General features: G+C 60.9%; 19 protein-coding genes. 13 read left to right on the top strand and 6 right to left on the bottom strand.

Annotation, left to right across the window (positions count from 1 at the left end; all coding sequences use genetic code 11):
* Window positions 1-14 precede the first annotated feature (14 nt).
* The 3 genes from putA to AC2FNL_RS13645 are packed head-to-tail and all read left to right on the top strand — an operon-like array spanning window position 15 to window position 4,566.
* The gene (gene putA, locus AC2FNL_RS13635) at window positions 15-3,413 is read left to right on the top strand and encodes a bifunctional proline dehydrogenase/L-glutamate gamma-semialdehyde dehydrogenase PutA (protein ID WP_496833970.1); all 3,399 of its coding nucleotides are present in this window, start codon (window positions 15-17) and stop codon (window positions 3,411-3,413) included.
* A 41-nt stretch (window positions 3,414-3,454) separates the two neighbouring features.
* Window positions 3,455-4,198, top strand: a complete 744-nt coding sequence (locus tag AC2FNL_RS13640; protein ID WP_170364727.1) for a rhomboid family intramembrane serine protease — start codon at window positions 3,455-3,457, stop codon at window positions 4,196-4,198.
* Entirely contained in the window at window positions 4,195-4,566 is a 372-nt protein-coding gene (locus AC2FNL_RS13645) for a GFA family protein (protein WP_496833971.1), read from the top strand. Before AC2FNL_RS13640 ends, AC2FNL_RS13645 begins: the two co-directional genes overlap by 4 nt.
* Here AC2FNL_RS13645 and AC2FNL_RS13650 read toward each other — a convergent pair.
* Window positions 4,542-5,381, bottom strand: a complete 840-nt coding sequence (locus AC2FNL_RS13650) for an IclR family transcriptional regulator (protein ID WP_496833972.1) — start codon at window positions 5,379-5,381, stop codon at window positions 4,542-4,544. The two genes, AC2FNL_RS13645 and AC2FNL_RS13650, sit on opposite strands and share 25 nt — an antisense overlap.
* Before the next feature lie 196 nt (window positions 5,382-5,577).
* On the opposite strand from AC2FNL_RS13650, the gene bhcA reads away from it, so the two are divergent.
* Genes bhcA through bhcD form a run of 4 tightly spaced genes read left to right on the top strand, consistent with a single transcriptional unit; the run spans window position 5,578 to window position 9,926 of the window.
* Entirely contained in the window at window positions 5,578-6,768 is a 1,191-nt protein-coding gene (gene bhcA, locus AC2FNL_RS13655; protein WP_496833973.1) for an L-aspartate--glyoxylate aminotransferase BhcA, read from the top strand.
* 10 nt (window positions 6,769-6,778) lie between these two features.
* Complete coding sequence (gene bhcB / locus AC2FNL_RS13660) at window positions 6,779-7,765, top strand: beta-hydroxyaspartate dehydratase BhcB (protein ID WP_496833974.1); 987 nt, start codon at window positions 6,779-6,781, stop codon at window positions 7,763-7,765.
* Window positions 7,762-8,925 (top strand): 3-hydroxy-D-aspartate aldolase BhcC, encoded by a 1,164-nt coding sequence (bhcC, locus tag AC2FNL_RS13665; RefSeq protein WP_496833975.1) that lies wholly within the window; start codon window positions 7,762-7,764, stop codon window positions 8,923-8,925. Before bhcB ends, bhcC begins: the two co-directional genes overlap by 4 nt.
* 14 nt (window positions 8,926-8,939) lie before the next feature.
* A complete protein-coding gene (gene bhcD / locus AC2FNL_RS13670; RefSeq protein WP_496833976.1) occupies window positions 8,940-9,926 on the top strand; it encodes an iminosuccinate reductase BhcD in 987 nt (328 codons plus the stop codon).
* A 76-nt stretch (window positions 9,927-10,002) separates the two neighbouring features.
* Here the strand turns inward: bhcD and AC2FNL_RS13675 are convergent, their stop codons facing one another.
* The gene (locus AC2FNL_RS13675; protein WP_093964714.1) at window positions 10,003-10,788 is read right to left on the bottom strand and encodes an inositol monophosphatase family protein; all 786 of its coding nucleotides are present in this window, start codon (window positions 10,786-10,788) and stop codon (window positions 10,003-10,005) included.
* 108 nt (window positions 10,789-10,896) lie between these two features.
* Entirely contained in the window at window positions 10,897-11,802 is a 906-nt protein-coding gene (locus AC2FNL_RS13680) for a LysR family transcriptional regulator (protein ID WP_093965037.1), read from the bottom strand.
* 94 nt (window positions 11,803-11,896) lie between these two features.
* Here AC2FNL_RS13680 and metF point away from each other — a divergent pair, with 94 nt between their 5' ends.
* Complete coding sequence (gene metF / locus AC2FNL_RS13685; protein WP_496833977.1) at window positions 11,897-12,763, top strand: methylenetetrahydrofolate reductase [NAD(P)H]; 867 nt, start codon at window positions 11,897-11,899, stop codon at window positions 12,761-12,763.
* A gap of 181 nt (window positions 12,764-12,944) precedes the next feature.
* Window positions 12,945-13,598 (top strand): J domain-containing protein, encoded by a 654-nt coding sequence (locus AC2FNL_RS13690; protein WP_496833978.1) that lies wholly within the window; start codon window positions 12,945-12,947, stop codon window positions 13,596-13,598.
* Window positions 13,599-13,654: 56 nt separating this feature from the next.
* On the opposite strand, the gene AC2FNL_RS13695 is transcribed toward AC2FNL_RS13690, so the two are convergent.
* Window positions 13,655-14,173, bottom strand: coding sequence for a YHS domain-containing (seleno)protein (locus AC2FNL_RS13695; protein WP_496833979.1), 519 nt, complete (start codon window positions 14,171-14,173; stop codon window positions 13,655-13,657).
* A 241-nt stretch (window positions 14,174-14,414) separates the two neighbouring features.
* Here AC2FNL_RS13695 and yghU point away from each other — a divergent pair, with 241 nt between their 5' ends.
* Window positions 14,415-15,293 (top strand): glutathione-dependent disulfide-bond oxidoreductase, encoded by an 879-nt coding sequence (yghU, locus tag AC2FNL_RS13700; protein WP_496833980.1) that lies wholly within the window; start codon window positions 14,415-14,417, stop codon window positions 15,291-15,293.
* A 52-nt stretch (window positions 15,294-15,345) separates the two neighbouring features.
* On the opposite strand, the gene AC2FNL_RS13705 is transcribed toward yghU, so the two are convergent.
* Both AC2FNL_RS13705 and AC2FNL_RS13710 read right to left on the bottom strand, forming a co-directional pair.
* Complete coding sequence (locus AC2FNL_RS13705) at window positions 15,346-16,134, bottom strand: SseB family protein (protein WP_496833981.1); 789 nt, start codon at window positions 16,132-16,134, stop codon at window positions 15,346-15,348.
* A complete protein-coding gene (locus AC2FNL_RS13710; RefSeq protein WP_496833982.1) occupies window positions 16,127-16,714 on the bottom strand; it encodes a uracil-DNA glycosylase family protein in 588 nt (195 codons plus the stop codon). The genes AC2FNL_RS13705 and AC2FNL_RS13710 overlap by 8 nt, the downstream gene beginning before the upstream one ends.
* A 234-nt stretch (window positions 16,715-16,948) precedes the next feature.
* Between AC2FNL_RS13710 and AC2FNL_RS13715 the strand changes: the two genes are divergently transcribed.
* Genes AC2FNL_RS13715 through kdsA form a run of 3 tightly spaced genes read left to right on the top strand, consistent with a single transcriptional unit; the run spans window position 16,949 to window position 19,999 of the window.
* Complete coding sequence (locus AC2FNL_RS13715; protein ID WP_093964707.1) at window positions 16,949-17,608, top strand: ABC transporter ATP-binding protein; 660 nt, start codon at window positions 16,949-16,951, stop codon at window positions 17,606-17,608.
* Window positions 17,586-19,160: a KpsE/RkpR family capsule polysaccharide export protein gene (locus AC2FNL_RS13720; protein WP_496833983.1), complete on the top strand. Its 1,575-nt coding sequence runs from the start codon at window positions 17,586-17,588 to the stop codon at window positions 19,158-19,160. The genes AC2FNL_RS13715 and AC2FNL_RS13720 overlap by 23 nt, the downstream gene beginning before the upstream one ends.
* Window positions 19,161-19,165: 5 nt before the next feature.
* Complete coding sequence (kdsA, locus tag AC2FNL_RS13725; protein ID WP_496833984.1) at window positions 19,166-19,999, top strand: 3-deoxy-8-phosphooctulonate synthase; 834 nt, start codon at window positions 19,166-19,168, stop codon at window positions 19,997-19,999.
* Window positions 20,000-20,007: the final 8 nt, after the last annotated feature.

The following is a 20,007-nucleotide window of genomic DNA, read 5'->3' on the forward strand; positions in this document are numbered from 1 at the left end:
AGACCGGAGGACACATGACTCACAGCCTGCGCCACACCATCGACTCCATGACCTACGCGGACCAGACCGCGTTGCTGAAATCCCTGACCGATCAGGCCGCCCTGACCCAAGCCGACCGCACCGCCATCTGCTCGGCCGCGGCGCAGTTGGTACGCGACATCCGGTCCAGCACATCGCCGGGGCTGATGGAAGTGTTTCTGGCGGAATACGGCCTGTCGACCGATGAAGGCATCGCCCTGATGTGTCTGGCGGAGGCACTGTTGCGCGTTCCCGACGCCGACACAATCGACGCGCTGATCGAGGACAAGATCGCGCCCTCGGACTGGGGCAAACACCTGGGCCACTCCTCGTCGTCGCTGGTCAACGCCTCGACCTGGGCGCTGATGCTGACGGGCAAGGTGCTGGACGAGGGAAAAGCCTCGCCGGTCAGCGCCCTGCGCGGCGCCATCAAGCGGCTGGGCGAGCCGGTGATCCGCACCGCCGTCGGGCGCGCGATGAAGGAAATGGGCCGGCAGTTCGTTCTCGGTGAGACCATCCAGTCCGCCATGAAACGCGCCGCCGGGATGGAAGCGAAAGGCTATACCTATTCCTACGATATGCTGGGCGAGGCCGCCCGCACCGAGGCAGATGCCGCGCGCTATCACCTTTCCTATTCCCGTGCCATCGCGGCGATTGCCGATGCCTGCACGCAGGACGACATCCGCGCCAATCCCGGAATCTCGGTGAAACTTTCGGCGCTGCATCCGCGCTATGAGGTTGCCCAGGAAGAGCGCGTGATGCACGAACTGGTGCCGCGCCTGCGAGCCCTGGCCCTGCTGGCCAAGGCGGCCGGCATGGGCCTGAACGTGGACGCCGAAGAGGCCGACCGCCTGTCGCTGTCCCTGCAGGTGATCGAGGCGGTGATGGCCGAGCCGGCGCTTGCGGGCTGGGACGGGTTCGGCATCGTGGTGCAGGCCTATGGCCCGCGCGCGGGGCTGGTGCTGGACACGCTCTATGACATGGCCGAGCGTCACGACCGCAAGCTGATGGTGCGTCTGGTCAAGGGCGCCTACTGGGATACCGAGATCAAGCGCGCGCAGGTCGCGGGCGTCGATGGCTTCCCGGTCTTCACCCAAAAGGCGGCCACCGACATCTCCTACATCGCGAATGCCCGCAAGCTGCTGGGCATGACCGACCGGATCTATCCTCAGTTCGCGACCCACAACGCCCACACGGTCAGCGCGATCCTGCACATGGCCGAGGGCCAGCCCTTCGAGTTCCAGCGCCTGCACGGCATGGGCGAGACCCTGCACCAGATCGTCAAGGACCAACACAATACCCGCTGCCGCATCTACGCGCCGGTTGGCGCGCATCGCGACCTGCTGGCCTATCTGGTGCGGCGGCTGCTGGAAAACGGCGCCAACAGCTCGTTCGTCAACCAGATCGTGGACGAAAACGTGGCCCCCGAAGTGGTGGCCGCCGATCCGTTCGAGGCCGTGCGGAAACCTGCACGCCACATCCCAACCGGACCCGAACTGTTTCAACCTGAAAGACCAAACTCGCAGGGGTTCGACCTGCATCACACGCCTACATTGGACCGGATCGATGCCGCCCGCGACGCCTTTCGCGCGCATCACTGGTTCGCGCAGCCTCTGCTGGCCGGTGACGCGGCGCCCCAGGCCGAGGAACCTGTCATCAACCCCGCCCTGCCCGAGGACCGGCCAGGCGCGGTCGCCCCGGCCAGCGCCGCGGATGTGGAGCTGGCGCTTGCCGCAGCTGCTCCGTGGCAGGCGCCAGCGGCCGAGCGCAGCCGCATCCTGAATGCCGCCGCCGACCTCTACGAGGAGCATTATGGCGAGCTCTTCGCCCTGCTGGCGCGCGAGGCCGGCAAATCACTGCCCGATGCGGTAGCCGAGCTGCGCGAGGCGGTGGATTTCCTGCGCTACTACGCCGCCAACATCCCCGACGCCGATCCGGCCGGGACCTTCACCTGCATCAGCCCGTGGAACTTCCCGCTGGCGATCTTCACGGGGCAGATCTCGGCAGCGCTTGCCGTGGGCAATGCGGTTCTGGCCAAACCCGCGCCGCAGACGCCGCTGATCGCCCACCGGGCCGTGCAGCTGCTGCATCAGGCCGGCGTGCCGCGCGATGCGCTGCAATTGCTGCCGGGCGGGCCGTCGGTGGGCGCCGCGCTGACATCCGACCCGCGCGTTTCGGGCGTGGCCTTCACCGGCTCGACCGCGACGGCGCTGAAGATCCGCGCTGCAATGGCCGATCACATGCAGCCCGGCACGCCGCTGATCGCGGAAACCGGCGGGCTGAACGCGATGATCGTGGACAGCACGGCCCTGCCCGAACAGGCCGTGCAGTCAATCATCGAAAGCGCCTTCCAGTCGGCGGGCCAGCGGTGCTCGGCCCTGCGCTGTCTGTATCTGCAGGATGACATCGCCGATGACGTGCTGACCATGCTCAAGGGCGCGATGGACGCCCTGTCCGTGGGCGATCCGTGGCTGCTCTCGACCGATTGCGGCCCGGTGATCGACGAACAAGCCCGGCAGGGCATTGCCGATCACGTCGCCAAGGCCCGCGCCGAAGGTCGTGTGTTGAAAGAACTGGCGCTGCCGCCCGAGGGGATCTTCGTGGCGCCGACGCTGATCGAGGTCCCCGGCATCGGCGCGCTGGAACGCGAGATCTTCGGCCCCGTCCTGCACGTCGCAAGGTTCAAGTCGCACGAGATCGACCAGGTGATCGCCGACATCAACGCCACCGGCTACGGCCTGACCTTCGGTCTGCACACTCGAATCGACGACCGCGTACAGCACGTGACCGAGGCGATCCACGCCGGCAATATTTACGTGAACCGCAACCAGATCGGCGCGATCGTCGGCTCGCAGCCCTTCGGCGGCGAAGGTCTGTCCGGCACCGGCCCCAAGGCGGGCGGCCCGAACTATCTGGCCCGTTTCTGCGCCCCGGACCGACAGGTCGCGGCCGCGGAATGGTCCGCCCCAGCCGACCTACCCGCACCGATCGGGCAGCCTGCCGCGCCGACGACCCGCTCGATGCCCGGACCGACCGGCGAATCGAACCGGCTGACCGAGTTCCCCCGCGCGCCGTTCCTGTGCCTGGGCCCCGGCCCCGAGGCGGCCAAGGCGCAGGCGGATGCCATACTCGCGCTTGGCGGCACCGCGATTCGGGCCGAGGGCGCGCTCGACCTGCACCGGCTTGAGAACCTGCCGGGAATATCGGGGGTTCTGTGGTGGGGTGATGCGGACACCGCGCGCCAGATCGAGCGCCATCTGGCGCGGCGAGACGGCCCCATCCTGCCGCTGATTCCCGGCTTACCCGACCGGTCGCGGGTGATGGCCGAGCGCCATGTCTGCGTCGACACCACGGCTGCCGGAGGAAACGCCGCACTACTGGGCGGAGCGGCATAAGCTGACTTGACGCTGGGCCGGGAAAAGCCCAGCGTCCCCCCATGTTTCCAATTCGAGACCACAACCCTTCGGGGCGGACGCCCTTTGTCGTCTATGCGCTGATCGCGGCGAATGTCCTGATTTTCCTCAGCTATGTCGGATTCATGGACGACGCCCGGCTGATCAACCGGTTCTATTTCGACTATGCGATCATCCCTGCCCGCATCAGCGACGGCGTGGCGCTCGAAACGCTGGTGACGTCGATGTTCCTGCATGGCGGCTGGATGCACCTGATCGGCAACATGCTGTTCCTGTGGATCTTCGGCGACAACATGGAGGACGAGATGGGCCACCTGCCCTTCCTGCTGTTCTACATGGTCGCGGGTATCGGCGCCGGGCTGGTCCATATCGTCACGGCTCCCGGGTCGTTGGTTCCCACCATCGGCGCGTCCGGCGCAATTGCGGCCGTGATGGGGGGCTACCTGCTGATGTTCCCAAAGGCGCGTGTCGATATCCTGCTGATTCTGATCATCTACTTCCGGGTCTTCACCATCCCGGCCTTCGTGATGCTGGGCGTCTGGCTGGGAATGCAGTTCCTTGGCAGCGTGTCCAGCAACCCTGACGCCGGCGGTGTCGCCTATTGGGCGCATACTGGTGGCTTTGTGATCGGTTTGGTTCTGTGCATCCCGATGTGGCTGAAACGAGGCGGACCAGCTTATTGGAACCGTACCCATGGTCACCCGCCACATCCCGAACACCGCTACAAGCTCAGCCAGTCCCGTATACCAAGAGTACCTCGCCGATGACCCGAATGACTGCCATCTGCCATTGCGGCGCCGTGAAGATCGAGGCCGAGTTCCCCGGTGGCCTGTCCACGGCTGCCCGATGCGACTGTTCCTTCTGCATCCGCCGCGGGGCCGCCGCCGTGACGGCCACGACCGAGAGCCTGCGCATTCTTGAAGGCGCCGAGAACCTGAGCCTCTACACGTGGGGAACGCACACGGCGAAACACTATTTCTGCAAGACCTGCGGGATATACGTTTATCACCAAAGACGCTCGGATCCGGCGGAGTGTGGCGTCAACCTTGGCTGCATCGAGGGCGGAAACCCCAGAACCCACGGGCCGATTCCCTGGAATGACGGGGTCAATCACCCGTCTGATCGGTCTGACTGATCCGGACTTTGACCACCGCTCAACCGCGTGATCTCTTGCGCAGCCTGAACGACGTGGGCGGCAAGCTCGGGTGCCCGGTCCGGATTGAATCGCGCGGTCGGCCCCGAGACAGAGATTCCGGCGCAAGGTTCCTGCTTGTCGTTGAAGATCGCGGCTCCGATGCAGGACATGCCCGAGTGGCGCTCCTCTCGATCATAAGACCATCCGCGCAGCCGCGTTTCGGTCAGATCCTCGCGCAAGGTTTCCAATGTGGCGCAGGTGTTGGGCGTATAGGGCACAAGCTTGGTGTCCGCCAACACCTTGGCCCGGGATGCCTCGGTCATGGCCGCCAGAATCGCTTTGCCCGTACCCGAGGCATACATCGGCGTACGAGCGCCCGGCGGAAAGAACGCCCGGATCGGGTTCGATGTCTCGACTTGCCCGACAAACACCACTTCCGACCCGTCGGGAACTGCCAGGTTCGCAGTTTCTCCGCTGTCCTGCATCAGGCGCCGAAGAACTGACCGGCCGATCTCGACAACGCTGTTGTGCCGCAAAAACGAAGCGCCTGTGCGATAGGCTTCGACTCCGATCATCCATTCCTGACGTTCTTCGCTGAAGCTGACGAACCCATGCTTTTGCAAGGTCGTCAGGATGCGATGCGTGGTTGCAGTGGGCACGTCGATCTCACGCGCGAGGTCGCTGAGCGCGGTGCGTTCAAGCCGTGCGACTGTGGTCAGGGCCCCCAGCGCACGGTCCAACGCCTGCATGGTTCCGGCCGAGCTTTCCTTGAACAACGACTTGGGCCGGCCGCGCGGCCGCTTCTGGGCTGACATTGTGATTCTCCCTCATTTTGGCCGAACGGCCGTCTGGCTTTCTCAGTTGATCACAAGCACTCAGCGAAATGAGAAAGTGAATATCATGCATTTATGGCAGGTTACGCATTATTTCCAAAAAATGAAAATATTTTTCAAGAAAATTGCATCAACTCCGACAGGGAGACACACTTGGGGCAAAGCGGAGGACACGATGATGTCAAACCAAAACCCGGTCTTCATTCCCGGCCCGACGAATATCCCGGATCGCCTCCTGCGCGCGATGCAGGTCCAGACCATTGACCACCGCGCGCCGAATTTCGTTCAGGCCTTTGCGCCGGTACTCGAGGGCCTCAAGCAGGTCTTCCGGTCGACCACGGGTCAGATTGTTACCTTTCCATCCAGCGGCACAGGTGGGTGGGAAGCTGCGATCAGCAACACACTGAGCCCGGGCGACAAGGTTCTCGTGGCCCGTCATGGCGTATTCAGCCATCGCTGGATCGACCTTTGCCAACGGCATGGGCTGGACGTGCAAGTCATCGATTGCCCTTGGGGCAGCGGAGCACCTGCCGAACGGTTTCAGTCGATCCTCGCCGACGACCGGAACCACGACATCCGGGCGGTTCTGGTGACGCACAATGAAACGGCCACCGGTGTGCGCTCGGATATCCTGTCGGTCCGATCGGCGATGGATGCCTCGGCGCACCCTGCCCTGCTGATGGTCGACTGCGTCAGTTCGCTGGCCTCGATGCCGTTCGAATTCGATGGCTGGGGCGTCGATATTGCGGTTTCGGGGTCGCAAAAGGGGTTCATGCTGGCCGCTGGAATGGCAATCCTGTGTGTCAGCCCCAAAGCGCTGGCGGCGATGGATGGTGCACGGCTACCCCGCACCTATTTCGACTTCAGGGACATGTTGGACGCCAATGCCTCGGGCGGGTTTCCATACACGCCGCCGCTGCAACTGATCTGCGGGTTGCAGGAAAGCCTATCCATTCTGTTCGACGAAGGCCTGGACAACGTTTACGCCCGCCACTTTCGTCTGGCTGAAGGCGTGCGTCGGGCGGTCGACGCCTGGGGCTTGAGCCTGGTCGCTCAATCGCCGGACCTCTACTCGGACACTGTCAGCGCAGTCTATGTACCCGATGGGTTCGACAGCAATGTCCTTACTAACCATGCCTATGACACCTATGGAGTGTCCTTTGGGATCGGCCTGGGGCAGTTGAACGGCAAGGCGTTTCGCATCGGTCACCTTGGCAGCCTGACAGACGTCATGGTCCTGTCCGGCCTCGCCACGATCGAGATGGCGATGGCCGATCTGAACTACCCGATACAACTGGGCAGCGGCGTGGCGGCAGCGCAGGAGTACTTCCGTGCAAACGGCACCAACCGCTCGCGCGCTGCGGCTTGAGGAGATCGGTATGTTGGACACTCTTTCCGCTGCAGAGCTGACGATCTATGACATGCGCGCTGCGCATGAACGGATCAAACCACATATCCGGCGTACACCCGTCCTGTCGTCGGAGTATCTGAACGCACAAACCGGCGCACGGCTCTTTTTCAAGTGCGAGAACCTGCAGGAGGCCGGAGCCTTCAAGGTCCGCGGTGCCTGCAATGCGGTATTTGGATTGCCCGACGAGATCGCCGGCAAGGGCGTCTGCACCCACTCCAGCGGGAATCATGCACTGTCCCTGTCATATGCTGCCGGTCGGCGCGGCATTCCCTGCAACGTCGTCATGCCACGCACAGCACCTCAGGCCAAAAAGGACGCGGTCCGCAGGTTTGGCGGCACGATCACCGAATGTGAGCCTTCGACATCTTCGCGCGAAGCGACCTTTGCCGAGGTGCAGGCCCAAACGGGTGGCGAATTCGTGCACCCCTATAACGATCCGCGTGTCATTGCAGGACAGGCCACATGCTCGGCCGAGATGCTGGAACAAACAGGTGGGCTTGATGCGGTTATCGCTCCGATCGGCGGCGGCGGTATGGTGTCGGGCACGTGCCTCACAGTATCGAATCTGGCCCCTGACACCGTGATCTATGCCGCGGAACCTCAGCAGGCTGATGACGCATACCGATCTTTCAAAGCCGGTCGGATCATCGCCGACGACGCACCCAAGACGGTGGCCGACGGCCTTCTGGTTCCGCTCAAGGAAAACACCTGGCACTTCGTGTCGCGGAACGTTGCCGACATCTTCACGGCCTCCGAAGACGAAATCGTGGCGGCCATGAAACTGGCCTGGAAACACCTGCGACTGGTGATTGAGCCATCTTCGGCTGTTCCATTGGCAACCATTCTCAACAACCCCGAGGTTTTTCGAGGCAAACGCGTCGGCGTGATCCTGACCGGCGGAAATGTGGATTTGGACAAGCTGCCCTGGCTGGCCGGGCAAGGAGGAGAAGGATGAACAAACCCGTGAACATCGATCAATTGGACGTCGGCTTCGACATCCCCGCAGCAATCGGCATGGATGAAAGCGAAATCCAGACTCCTTGCCTGATACTGGACCTCGACGCGCTGGAGCGGAACATCCGCAAGATGGGCGACTACGCCAAAGCGCACGGCATGCGCCATCGGGTGCATGGCAAGATGCACAAGTCTGTGGACGTCGCGCGCCTGCAGGAGAAACTGGGCGGCGCAGTTGGCGTGTGCTGTCAGAAGGTCTCGGAGGCCGAGGTTTTTGCGCGCGGCGGGATCAAGGACATCCTTGTGTCCAACCAGGTGCGCGATCCGGCCAAAATTGACCGCTTGTCTCGGCTGCCGAAGCTGGGCGCGCGAACGCTGGTCTGCGTGGACGACATCGCGAATGTGTCCGAGCTGTCCTCTGCGGCGCAGACCCATGGAACGCAGCTGGAGATCCTGGTCGAGATCGACTGCGGCGCGGGGCGCTGTGGGGTGACCAGTACGGCTGAAGTCATTGCCATTGCCCACGCTGTAGAGGAGGCGCCGAACCTGAAGTTCACCGGCCTCCAAGCTTATCAGGGTGCGATGCAACATCTCGACAGCTATGACGAGCGAAAGGAAAAACTGGATGCAGCAATCGCCATGGTGCGGGACGCCGTCGACGGGTTGAAGGCGGACGGGATTGAGTGCGAACTGGTTTCGGGTGGTGGGACGGGATCCTATTATTTCGAAAGCAATTCTGGCGTTTACAACGAATTGCAGTGCGGGTCCTACGCGTTCATGGATGCCGACTATGGGCGGATTCTGGACCGGAATGGCCAAAGGATCGATCAGGGCGAATGGGAAAACGCCTTGTTCATTCTGACCAGCGTCATGAGCCACGCCAAACCGGAAAAGGCGATCTGTGACGCAGGGCTCAAGGCACAGTCGATAGACAGCGGTTTGCCGGTGATTTTTGGCCGTGATGATGTCGAATACCTGAAATGTTCGGACGAACACGGTGTGATCGGCGACCCCAACGGCGTGCTGCGGGTGAACGACAAGTTGCGTCTGGTCCCCGGGCACTGCGATCCGACCTGCAACGTGCACGACTGGTATGTCGGCGTGCGCAACGGAAGGGTCGAGACCCTGTGGCCGGTCTCTGCTCGCGGCAAGGCGTTTTGATCATGAGGGACGAGATGAACGCTGAAACCAATTTGATACAGATCGTTGGCGAAGACCTCTGCAAGCAGCTGGTCAACCGCAAGCTGGCGTTTGACGCAATCCAAGACGTGTTCTCAGCGATGGCACGCGGCGGAGCGCGCAACTTCCCCGTCATCCGCGAAGGGCTGGGTCATGCCGGCGCCGTATATGGGTTCAAATCCGGCTTTGACGCCGAAGGCCTGGTTCTGGGCGTCAAATCTGGTGGCTATTGGCCGGGAAACGCCGATCGCGGGCTGACCAACCACCAATCCACCGTCATCCTGTTCGATCCCGATACCGGGCAGCCTTCCGCGCTGGTCGGAGGAAACTACCTTACGGCTATCCGCACGGCTGCGTCCTCGGCAGTGTCGATTGCGCACCTGGCCCGCACGGACGCCAAGGTGCTTGGCATGGTCGGCGCGGGCCACCAATCGGCCTTTCAGTTGCGCGCCGCCGCCGAGCAACGCGACTTCGAAAAGGTGGTGGCATGGAATCCCCATCCCGAAATGCTTCCGAAACTGGCCGCCGTCGCGAAGGAAATCGGACTGGATTTCGAATCCGTTTCGCAGCGGGAACTGGGGGCACAGGCCGACGTCATCATCACGATCACATCGGCGTTCGAACCGTTGTTGATGCGCGATTGGATCAAGCCCGGAACGCATCTGGCCTGCATGGGCACCGACACGAAGGGCAAGATGGAAGTCGACCCCGAACTGGTTGCTTCGGCTCAGGTCTTCACCGACGAGGTTGCCCAGTCCGTCACCATAGGTGAGGCGCAACATGCCGTGGCTTCGGGAGCGCTGGATCCTGACGCCATCACCCCGATTGGAGCGGTGATCAATGGCGATCATCCCGGCCGAACAGAGATTGACCAGATCACCCTGTTCGATGGGACCGGGGTCGGGTTGCAGGACCTGGCCGTGGCGTCCGTGGCTGCGCGGCTGGCCTCCGAAGCTGGCCTGGCGGGTACTGTACGCCTTTGAAACAAAACGCGCGGCCAATTCGGCCGCGCGATCTTTGAAATTGGTTCAGGTCGTTTCCGGCCGCCGTGTTGACGGATCAGCCGCGGATCACCTTGGCGAACTGGTCGAAAATTGGTTCGTTGGCACAGATGACTTCCCCGTCGGACAGAATGCTGCCTTCGGGGTTCAACGGTTGAACGAACCCACCCGCTTCTTTCACGATGATGATGCCGGCGGCCATATCCCAGGCGTTCAGGCGACGCTCCCAGAAGCCTTCGTAGCGGCCAGCGGCAACATAGGCCATATCCAGCGCAGCTGCACCCCAGCGACGCACACCCGCGCAGGCGGGCATCAGACGGGCCAGGTCCTGCAACGTGGCCGGCAGGTCCGAGCGGCCCCCAAACGGCAAACCGGTCGAGAAGATCGATTCGATCATCCGGCTGCGGCTCGACACGCGGATACGCATGTCGTTCATCCAGGCACCCTCGCCCTTTTCGGCAAAGAACATCTCGTCCTTCGCGGGATCGTAGATGACGCCCGCGACGATCTTGCCCTTGTGTTCAAGTGCGATCGAAACCGCCCAGTGCGGCAGGCCGTGCAGGAAATTGGTCGTCCCGTCCAGAGGATCAACGATCCAACGCCGGGTCGGGTCTTCGCCCTCGATCACGCCGCCTTCTTCGGCCAGCCAACCGTAGGTGGGACGCGCGCCCAGCAGCTCTTCTTTCAGAATGTTCTCGGCTGCAATGTCGGCCTTCGAGACGAAATCACCCGCGCCCTTCATCGACACCTGCAGGTTCTCGACTTCGCGAAAGTCTTTTACCAGCGATCGGCCCGCTTTGCGCGCGGCCTTGATCATGATGTTGAGATTTGCACTGCCAACCATAGTTCCGAGGCTCCTGTCCGGTCAAACCGCGCGTATACTGGCGCAACGCCCCCTTGCCAAGAGGAATGATGCGCATGGCAGCATGCCGTTTCCCGCGTGGCCAAAACCTTATTGCTGCTGCAGCTTGCGCGCCTCTAGGCTGGCCAGCTTGACCAATTCCTGCACAAAAGGTTTTTCCATGTCCTCGGTTCGCACCGCGGCATAAAGCCGGCGCGTGATGCCATCCTTGGTTAGCGGACGGGTCACATAGTCCGAGTTGTACTTGACCTCGCGCACCACCCAGTCAGGCAGAACGGATATTCCACGGTTTGACGCCACAAGCAGCAGGATCACGGCGGTCAACTCGACTTGCCGGATCGCAGCAGGCTCCACGCGGGCCGGGATGAGAAGCTGGCTGAAGATATCGAGCCTCGTGCGTTCGACCGGATAAGTGATCAGCGTTTGACCGCGAAAATCCTCGGCCTCGATATACTGTTTCTCGGCCAGAGGGTGGGTCGATGCGGCGACAAAGACAGGATTGTATTCAAACAGCTCGATGAACTCGACCCCCGGCAGGTCTTCGGGGTCCGAGGAGACGACCAGATCAACCTCCTCCTTCTGCAGCGCGGGCAGCGCGTCAAAGGCCAGGCCCGGCCGGATATCGACATCCACATCCGGCCAAGACTTGCGGAAGGCCTCGAGCACCGGAAACAGCCATTCGAAACAGGCGTGGCATTCGATCGCGATGTGCATCCGCCCCGTGCGCCCGTCGCGTAGCGAAGAAAACTCCTCCTGCATCGCTTCGACCTGTGGCAGGATCTGCTCGGCCAGTCGCAACAGGCGCAGCCCAGCGGCCGACAATTTCATCGGTTTCGACCGGCGCAGGAACAGTTCAACGCCGGCCTGATCCTCCAGCCCTTTGATCTGATGGCTGAGCGCCGACTGCGTGATGTTCAGTTGATCCGCCGCACGGGCCAACCCACCACATTCATGGATGGCTTTGATCGTGCGCAGGTGTCGAAATTCAATATGCATCTTTCGCATCGTTCATGTTGTTCTTGAATAATATGAGTTTGTCTCACAAAGAACTCCATGGCACAAGAGCCGCGATACAACCTGCGAGACTGCCATGACCCAGCCCGAGATTTCCTTCGAATTCTTTCCGCCTCAGACGCTCGAAGCGTCGTTCCGCCTGTGGGATACGGTCCAGACACTGGCGCCACTGGCACCCCGTTTTGTCTCGGTCACATATGGAGCGGGGGGCACCACCCGTGAATTGACCCGCGATGCGGTGGCGACTTTGCACAAATCCTCGGGATTGAAAGTCGCGGCCCATCTGACATGCGTCGACGCTTCACGCAGCGAGACCTTGGCCATTGCCGACAGCTTTGCCGCGGCCGGCGTCACCGACATCGTTGCGTTGCGCGGCGACCCACCCAAGGGGCAGGAACGGTTCGTCCCGCATCCTGATGGGTTCGCCCACTCGGTCGAATTGATCGCAGCACTGGCGGAATCCGGCAGTTTCACCATCCGGGTCGGCGCCTATCCCGACATTCACCCGGAAGCGCCACACGCACAGGCTGACATCGACTGGTTGAAAGCCAAGCTGGACGCCGGCGCAGACGAGGCTTTGACGCAATTTTTCTTTGAGGCCGAAACGTTTTTGCGCTTTCGCGATGCCTGCGCCAAAGCCGGGATCGACAAGCCGATCGTGCCGGGCATCCTGCCAATCGAGAACTGGGCCGGTGCGAAGAAATTTGCCAAACGCTGTGGCGCCCAGGTGCCGGACTGGGTCGATCAGGCCTTTGACAAAGCGATCCGTGACAACCGGCACGACCTGTTGGCCACCGCGCTGTGCACCGAACTGTGTTCGGACCTGATCGACGAAGGCGTGGACAAGCTGCATTTTTATACGCTGAACCGCCCCGAACTGACCCGCGATGTGTGTTTTGCTCTTGGGATCACGCCCAAAGCCGATCTGCAAAACGTCGCCTGACTGTTCCTTGCATTTGCAGCGGCCAAAGGGGGATTGCCCTCTGCGGCCCGCTGCAAGGCGCGAACAATTCCCCCTGCAACGGCGCACTGTCCCCGTCAAGCCCACCAATTCACTGGATAATTTGACAGAAACTCAAGGCTCCGGAAAATAGGAGCCAGTTGTTTTATCGAGTGATTTTGGTATGGAGCCAGTCGAGAAAATTCAGGCTCGCGTAGAAGCACTGCACGTCTTGGGCCTTGATCAGACCGCCACCCCATCGGACATCCGGAATGCGTGGCGTGACATCGCCTTTCATGCACATCCCGACCATACAGGCGGTGACTGCAATCAGTTCGCACGGGCGAAGTCGGCATATGACTATCTCCGCAAAAATGGGTTGGCAGGCAAAGGCGCCGGGCCGGCCCAACCGCGACGCCCGAAACTCAGAAAGCGTATCATCGAGCTGGACGAGAAGGATATTTCCGCCTGTCTGAAACTGCTCGATCCAAGTCGCGCCCTATCCTTTGGCGAGGCCAGCGCAGAAGACTGCCCGCAATCGGCGCGCAATTCGGACCATGTACCAGAGGCGATCGGATGCTATGGCCGCGACCTGACCTATTTCGTTGCGACGCCGGTTTGCGAGGGTGAAAACCGCGTTGCCCTGCCGACATCCGTTCTGGCCGGCTTTCGGACGGTCGAAACCGAAATACTGTCTTTCCAGGCCAAGAATGGCGGAGCAGGCGAGGTCGTTGTTCCCGACACCATTCGAGAACGCAAGTTTCCCGGCGCGCGCAGCGTCAGGATCAGGTTCGAAGCGGATCAGGCCACCCGGGATCAGTTCTGGCAGGCTTGTTGAAAACCCAGCATTGAAAAAGGCCTGGCGAGTCTGCCGGGCCTGCAACGCGCGCCACGTCAGTTTGAGATCGGGCCTTCGGACGTGAATTTCGGGATCACGTTGGTCGAGGCGTCATTAACCTCGAGACCCGGCCAGTTCCCCTCAGCCAGGTTGATGTTGCCCGGGACGTCTTCTTCCCAGAAACCGACCACGACATCGGTGATGTTCAGGTACAGCTTGTCGTCAACGATCCGCCAAAGGTTGGGGTTGCCGGGAACCTTGCCACCCTTGGACACGCCATAGGCGCAATGGCCATCATATTGCGGCGCATAGAACGCGGGGTTTTCAAGGAACTTCGCGCGGTTTTCTTCGGTCGCAAAAGCCCAGGTCGCCCCGTTGTATTCCGCAGTGATGTCCGACCGTCCGCGCACGCCTTCGGGCTGGGATTGTCCAATCGGCGATTGTGCAAGCCCACGGTAGGCCACCACATCATATCCGGACACGGCGAAGCCGGTCCCATCGACATATTGCGGGCCGGCAAAGGCGGGCACGGCCAACGCCATTGCAGCAGCGAAGGTCAGAGCAAATCTGTTCATGTTTCATGTCCTCGTGTTTTGACGGGTTGCAGGGCCGGAGTGGCTGTCTGCAGAGACAATAAGCAATTCCCTTCGTCGGCGAAGACCCGTTAACGCCGCTGTGACCATTGACGAGCAAACGTGAGCAGTCTTGCCGCAATTGTTACAGAACAGCCGCCACGTCGGGGGTTGGCGTTCTTGTTCTGCAACACTAACTCTTGTCGGGCCGGGCGCGGCTCGGCTCTGGGACGAAAGGCAGAAGATGAGCGACACCACCACATACACCCCACCGAAAGTCTGGACATGGGATAGTGAAAGCGGAGGGCGTTTCGCCAATATCAACCGCCCCATCGCAGGGGCGACCCATGACAAGGAATTGCCCGTCGGCAAACATCCCTTGCAGTTGTATTCGCTTGCAACGCCAAATGGGGTGAAAGTGACGGTCATGCTGGAAGAGCTTTTGGCCTTGGGTCACGCGGGCGCGGAATATGACGCATGGCTGATCAATATCGGTGACGGCGATCAGTTCGGCTCGGATTTTGTCGCGATCAACCCGAACTCGAAGATCCCCGCTCTGATGGACCGCTCGGGTGAAACGCCGATCCGGGTGTTCGAAAGCGGTTCCATCCTTGTACATCTGGCCGAAAAATTCAGTGCATTCCTGCCCGAATCCGGCCCCGAGCGCACCGAAGTGATGAACTGGCTTTTCTGGCAGATGGGCAGCGCGCCTTATCTGGGTGGTGGGTTCGGGCATTTCTACGCTTATGCGCCAGAGAAATGGGAATACCCGATCAACCGCTTTGCGATGGAAACCAAACGCCAGTTGGATGTTTTGGACCGCGAGCTTGCGGACAAAGCTTTTATCGCCGGCGCGGACTACTCCATCGCCGACATGGCGATCTGGCCGTGGTATGGGCAACTGGTTCTGGGTCGTTTGTACGACGCCGCCGAGTTCCTTGATGTCAAATCCTACAAGAACGTCATGCGATGGGCGCAAGAGATTGACGCGCGGCCGGCCGTGAAGCGAGGCCGCATGGTCAACCGCGCATTCGGAGAGTTGCACACCCAACTGCGCGAACGGCATGATGCGAGCGACTTCGAAACCCGTACGCAGGACAAGCTGGAAACAGCTGCCGAATAACTCTGTTCATTTGGCGCAGGGAGCAAATCATCCCTGCGCCGAAGCCTCGACTTCACTTCAAGATCGGGGGGCTTTCCGGGTCGCTTCCGGGCGCTGGTCGGGGCCCGGAGGCGCGCACTGGCTCGGGGATATCAAATCGCAGGCCCACTTTCGCCAATGCTGCGGCGGCAGGATCGCTGGCCGCGAAAAACCCGACATCCAAGGCACCAGCCTCAATCCCCGAAAATGTCAGAGCTTCGGAAACCGCCTTGGCCAAGGCCGTCTGGGCACCGGGGACCGCGTCAACGAAACCAAGAAGATGACCCTGCCCGCCACCCTCGGCGCGGGTTCCGGCGAGATATGCTGCGGAGGCCAGACCTGAAGCTGTGGCCAGTTTGGTGTCCAGCGCCGTCAGCAGAATGTCGGGCAACCCCGCGGGCGGAAGGAACTCCGTCAGACGGGATTGCACTTCTTGCGGGGCATGGCTGAGGGTTTCCGCAAGCCAGCCCAACGCTTCGGCGGGGATGAGCATCGACGACGGCGCCACCTCAAGGTTCAGCCCCAACCCGATGCCCTGCACTGCAAGCATCCCCGCCAGAACCCGCCCGGACAGAGCGGCATATGGGGCAGGACGGCCCGCAAACTGCGCCAATCGGTCTTCGCGGTCAAAGGCCAGCACAAACCGACCATCAGCCACGTCAAACAGCTCGGGCGAGATGTTTTCGTCTCGCGCCTCTTCGGTCAGCAACAGAAACAGTTCATTGTCCGCGAGCCGTTCGAAGAACCTCAGCCGCGCGGCATCGTTCTGAGGGTCGGTCTCCATCTGGGCATGCGCAATGTCCAGCGCGGTCGTGTCAGTCATCCATCACCTCTTTGACCCGGGCTCGCAGCACCGGCAGCAGGTCCGTTTCGAACCAGGGATTTTTCTTCAGCCATGCCGTATTGCGCCATGACGGATGAGGCAAGGCAAATACCCGCGGCTCATACTGTAGCCAATCGCGCACCGTATCCGTCACCGAGGTCTGTACGCCCAGATGGAATTTATGCGCGTACCCACCGACAAGGATGGTCAACGGAACATCGCCAAGTTCACTCATCACCCTGTGATGCCAGGTCTTCTTGCAGATCGCCGGCGGCGGCAAGTCCGCCTTTCGCGCATCGTACCCCGGAAAACAGAACGCCATCGGAACGATCGAAACCCGCGCCTGATCGTAGAATTGCTCTTCCTCCAACCCCAGCCAATCCCGCAGCCGGTCGCCTGAGGGGTCGGTGAACGGTCGGCCGCTCTCATGGACCCGTGCCCCGGGAGCTTGCCCTGCAATCAGGATGCGCGCACCGGGGCGAAACCACACCACCGGGCGGGGCTGATGCGCGGTCGCAGTCGAAGCGAAGCGGTCGGCGCACAACCGGCACGATCTGATTTCTTCAGCAAGTGGCTTCACCTGATCTCCAGCTCTTTGGCGCTTGTTGCAGATTTAGAATGGATCATAGTTGTTCCCGCAAACCGATCCAGTTGTCGGCTGTGTGCGTCACAATTGTGGCAAGGCGTTTCGAACGCGCATTGAACATTTGTTTCATATTTCGACATAATGTGGCCAACATGGCGCGGTAAAACATCCGGCCGTCAGCCCGCCACCGGTGGCCGCACCCAAAGCAAAAACATGAGCAGGCCGTGAATGCTTGAGTTCGAGAATGTCAGCAAGTCCTTCTGGACCGGGACTCGCCGCAAGGTGATCCTGGACAGGGTCTCGTTCCGGGTCGAACTGGGAAAATCACTTGGTGTTCTGGCTCCGAACGGCACCGGAAAAACCACACTTATCAACATGATGGCCGGCCTCGAAAAGCCCGACGAAGGCGTGATCCGCCGAGAGTGCCGGGTGTCTTTCCCCATGGGCTTTGCCGGCGGCGTTTCCAAGAAGATGTCCGCGCTCGAGAATGCCCGTTACATCGCCAAGATTTATGGAATGGACCCCGACTATGTCGAGGCTTACTGCAGCTGGATGTGCGACTTGGGCGAGTATTTCAACCAACCCTTGGCGACATACTCAGCCGGCATGCGCGCCCGCTTCACCTTTTCGTTGATGCTGGCTCTGGACTTCGACATGTACCTGATCGACGAAGGTATGCCTGCCACCACCGATGTCGAATTCAACAAAAAAGCGGGTTCAATCCTGCAGGAACGCTTGCGAACCACGACTTTGGTGATTGTGTCACACAATCCCAAAACCCTCGAAAAATTCGCCCGCCAGGCCGCCGTGCTTGTGGATGGGCAGCTTCATATGTTTGACTCCTTGGAAGAGGCGACGCAGCTATATGACTACCAAACCCAAGGTTAAAAAATATGACCCGAACCATGCTTCGCAGGCCGAAGGCACGGTCGAGGCGCGTGCCGAGGCGATTTCGCGCATCCGAAAAGCAACCCAACCGGCCGAGGAAGCCCCGGCCGGAACTGAACTGGATGCCATCAAGAAAGAAGGGTTGACCGGTCGTCAGCTGCGCATAGCCCGGCGCATGGCGCAGAAACACGGTCTGGCTGCGACGTCGGACTACGATGCCGTGCGTCTGCTACGAAAGAAGGGGATCGATCCGTTTCCCCGCTCCAACCTTCTGGATTTTGCGGCAGGATCTTCCGATAACGCGGATGCGGAAGACCAACCGAAGGACAAGATCACGATCCAGCTGCCGCAAACGGTGAAAGAAAAGCAGCAGACCCTTCCCGGCCCCGAATGGAACCCGGCACAGCGGCGCGAATTCGAAATCGGCCAGATTCAGAAGGACATCGCCCGTCGGCGCAGACGAAAGCTGTTTGGTCTGTTTGCCCGTCTATTCGCCTTTGTTCTGCTGCCCACGATCATTGTCGGCTATTACTTCTATCGCATAGCCACTCCGATGTACGCCAGCGAGTCCGCATTTTCCATTCTCCAGGCAGATGGTGGCGCTGGTGAGATCGGCGGGCTTTTGGCCGGGACGCAATACGCAACCACGCAGGACTCGGTCGCGACTCAGGAGTTCCTTGAATCCAAGGATGCGCTCAACCGTCTGGAACGGGACACTGGTTTTGCCGAGATTTTCAAGCAGGACTGGATAGATCCGATTCAAAGACTGCCTCAGGACGCCACGCTGGAAGAGGCGTTCAAACTGTACAAGCGCATGGTCACAATCGGCTATGACCCCAGCGACGGTATCATCCGGATGGAGGTTGCAGCACCCGACCCGGACACTGCCGTCGACCTGTCAAATCTGCTGATCTCCTACGCCGAAGAAAAGATCAACGGCCTCACCGAACTGAAGCGCGAAGATCAGATGCGGGATGCTCTGCAGTCCTTCGAAGACGCTCAGGAGGAGCGGCGCAAAGCCCAGGAAGCGCTGATCGAACTGCAGTTGCAGGGTGCCGTTCTGGACCCCGAAAACGTGATTGCCGGGCTGCGCGCCCGCATCAACGAGATCGAGATACAGCTCCAGGACAAGGAATTGGAACTGGCGGCGTTGCTGGACAACTTGCGACCGAACAAAGCCAAGGTCGACGGTGTTCAAGCCGATATTAGCCGGCTTGAGGCCGTGCTCGAAGAGCTCAATGCCGAGATGCTGGACGCCTCCGCCGGCGAAAACTCGCTGGCGCGGTTGAGCGTTCGGATCCAGATGGCCCAAGCCGATCTGGCCGCACGGGACATGATGCTGCAATCGGCCATGCAGCAAATGGAAACCGCCCGGACCGAGGCCAACCGCAAGGTTCGATACCTCACCGTTTCCGTAAACCCGGTCGCCAGTCAGGAGCCCACCTATCCGCGAAAGTTCGAAAATACGATTTTGGCTTTCCTGTTGTTTGCTGGTATCTACCTGATGATTTCGCTGACAACGTCAGTCCTTCGTGAACAGGTATCCTCGTAGAGCTCATGAAACATGTAAAAATAGCCAACGTCACCGTTGGCAACGACCTTCCGCTGACCATCATCGCGGGCCCTTGCCAGCTTGAAACGGCGGATCACGCACAGATGATCGCGGGAAGGATGAAAGAAGCCTGTAAAGCCGCCGGGGCACAGTATGTGTTCAAGGCCTCATATGACAAAGCCAACCGCACGTCCCTGTCCGGGAAACGCGGCATGGGGATCGAGGCCGGGCTGAAGGTACTGGATGACATTCGCAAAACGATGGGTATTCCGGTCCTGACGGATGTCCACACCGAAGCGCAATGCGCCATCGCAGCCGAGGCGGTGGATATTCTGCAAATCCCAGCCTTCCTGTGCCGCCAGACCGACATGCTGCTGGCAGCCGGAGAAACAGGCAAGGCCGTCAACGTCAAGAAGGGTCAGTTCCTGGCCCCCTGGGAAATGCCGAACATCGTCGAAAAGATCGAAAGCACGGGCAACCACAACATCCTGCTGACCGAGCGCGGAACCTCGTTTGGCTACAATACGCTGGTCGCCGACATGCGATCGCTGCCGCAAATGGCGCAAACCGGGTATCCGGTTGTTATGGATGCAACCCATTCCGTTCAACAACCCGGTGGCCGAGGCGGCTCGTCCGGCGGACAGCGGGAATTTGCACCGGTAATGGCCCGCGCGGCCGTGGCCCTGGGCGTCGGTGCCGTGTTCATTGAAACGCATCAGGATCCGGACACGGCGCCGTCTGATGGGCCGAATATGATCCCGTTGGACCAAATGGGCCAACTGATTGACACATTGATGCGTTTCGATGCCCTGGCCAAGGCCAACCCAGTTCAGATTTAACGATCGAG

This window comes from Ruegeria sp. CRTD044 (genome assembly GCF_059613485.1).

Bases quoted from the DNA above. Each gene is read 5' to 3' on its own strand.
- putA (WP_496833970.1), top strand. From the start codon at position 15: ATGACTCACAGCCTGCGCCACACCATCGACTCCATGACCTACGCGGAC.
- AC2FNL_RS13640 (WP_170364727.1), top strand. From the start codon at position 3,455: ATGTTTCCAATTCGAGACCACAACCCTTCGGGGCGGACGCCCTTTGTC.
- AC2FNL_RS13645 (WP_496833971.1), top strand. From the start codon at position 4,195: ATGACCCGAATGACTGCCATCTGCCATTGCGGCGCCGTGAAGATCGAG.
- AC2FNL_RS13650 (WP_496833972.1), bottom strand. From the start codon at position 5,381: ATGTCAGCCCAGAAGCGGCCGCGCGGCCGGCCCAAGTCGTTGTTCAAG.
- bhcA (WP_496833973.1), top strand. From the start codon at position 5,578: ATGTCAAACCAAAACCCGGTCTTCATTCCCGGCCCGACGAATATCCCG.
- bhcB (WP_496833974.1), top strand. From the start codon at position 6,779: ATGTTGGACACTCTTTCCGCTGCAGAGCTGACGATCTATGACATGCGC.
- bhcC (WP_496833975.1), top strand. From the start codon at position 7,762: ATGAACAAACCCGTGAACATCGATCAATTGGACGTCGGCTTCGACATC.
- bhcD (WP_496833976.1), top strand. From the start codon at position 8,940: ATGAACGCTGAAACCAATTTGATACAGATCGTTGGCGAAGACCTCTGC.
- AC2FNL_RS13675 (WP_093964714.1), bottom strand. From the start codon at position 10,788: ATGGTTGGCAGTGCAAATCTCAACATCATGATCAAGGCCGCGCGCAAA.
- AC2FNL_RS13680 (WP_093965037.1), bottom strand. From the start codon at position 11,802: ATGCATATTGAATTTCGACACCTGCGCACGATCAAAGCCATCCATGAA.
- metF (WP_496833977.1), top strand. From the start codon at position 11,897: ATGACCCAGCCCGAGATTTCCTTCGAATTCTTTCCGCCTCAGACGCTC.
- AC2FNL_RS13690 (WP_496833978.1), top strand. From the start codon at position 12,945: ATGGAGCCAGTCGAGAAAATTCAGGCTCGCGTAGAAGCACTGCACGTC.
- AC2FNL_RS13695 (WP_496833979.1), bottom strand. From the start codon at position 14,173: ATGAACAGATTTGCTCTGACCTTCGCTGCTGCAATGGCGTTGGCCGTG.
- yghU (WP_496833980.1), top strand. From the start codon at position 14,415: ATGAGCGACACCACCACATACACCCCACCGAAAGTCTGGACATGGGAT.
- AC2FNL_RS13705 (WP_496833981.1), bottom strand. From the start codon at position 16,134: ATGACTGACACGACCGCGCTGGACATTGCGCATGCCCAGATGGAGACC.
- AC2FNL_RS13715 (WP_093964707.1), top strand. From the start codon at position 16,949: ATGCTTGAGTTCGAGAATGTCAGCAAGTCCTTCTGGACCGGGACTCGC.
- AC2FNL_RS13720 (WP_496833983.1), top strand. From the start codon at position 17,586: ATGACTACCAAACCCAAGGTTAAAAAATATGACCCGAACCATGCTTCG.
- kdsA (WP_496833984.1), top strand. From the start codon at position 19,166: ATGAAACATGTAAAAATAGCCAACGTCACCGTTGGCAACGACCTTCCG.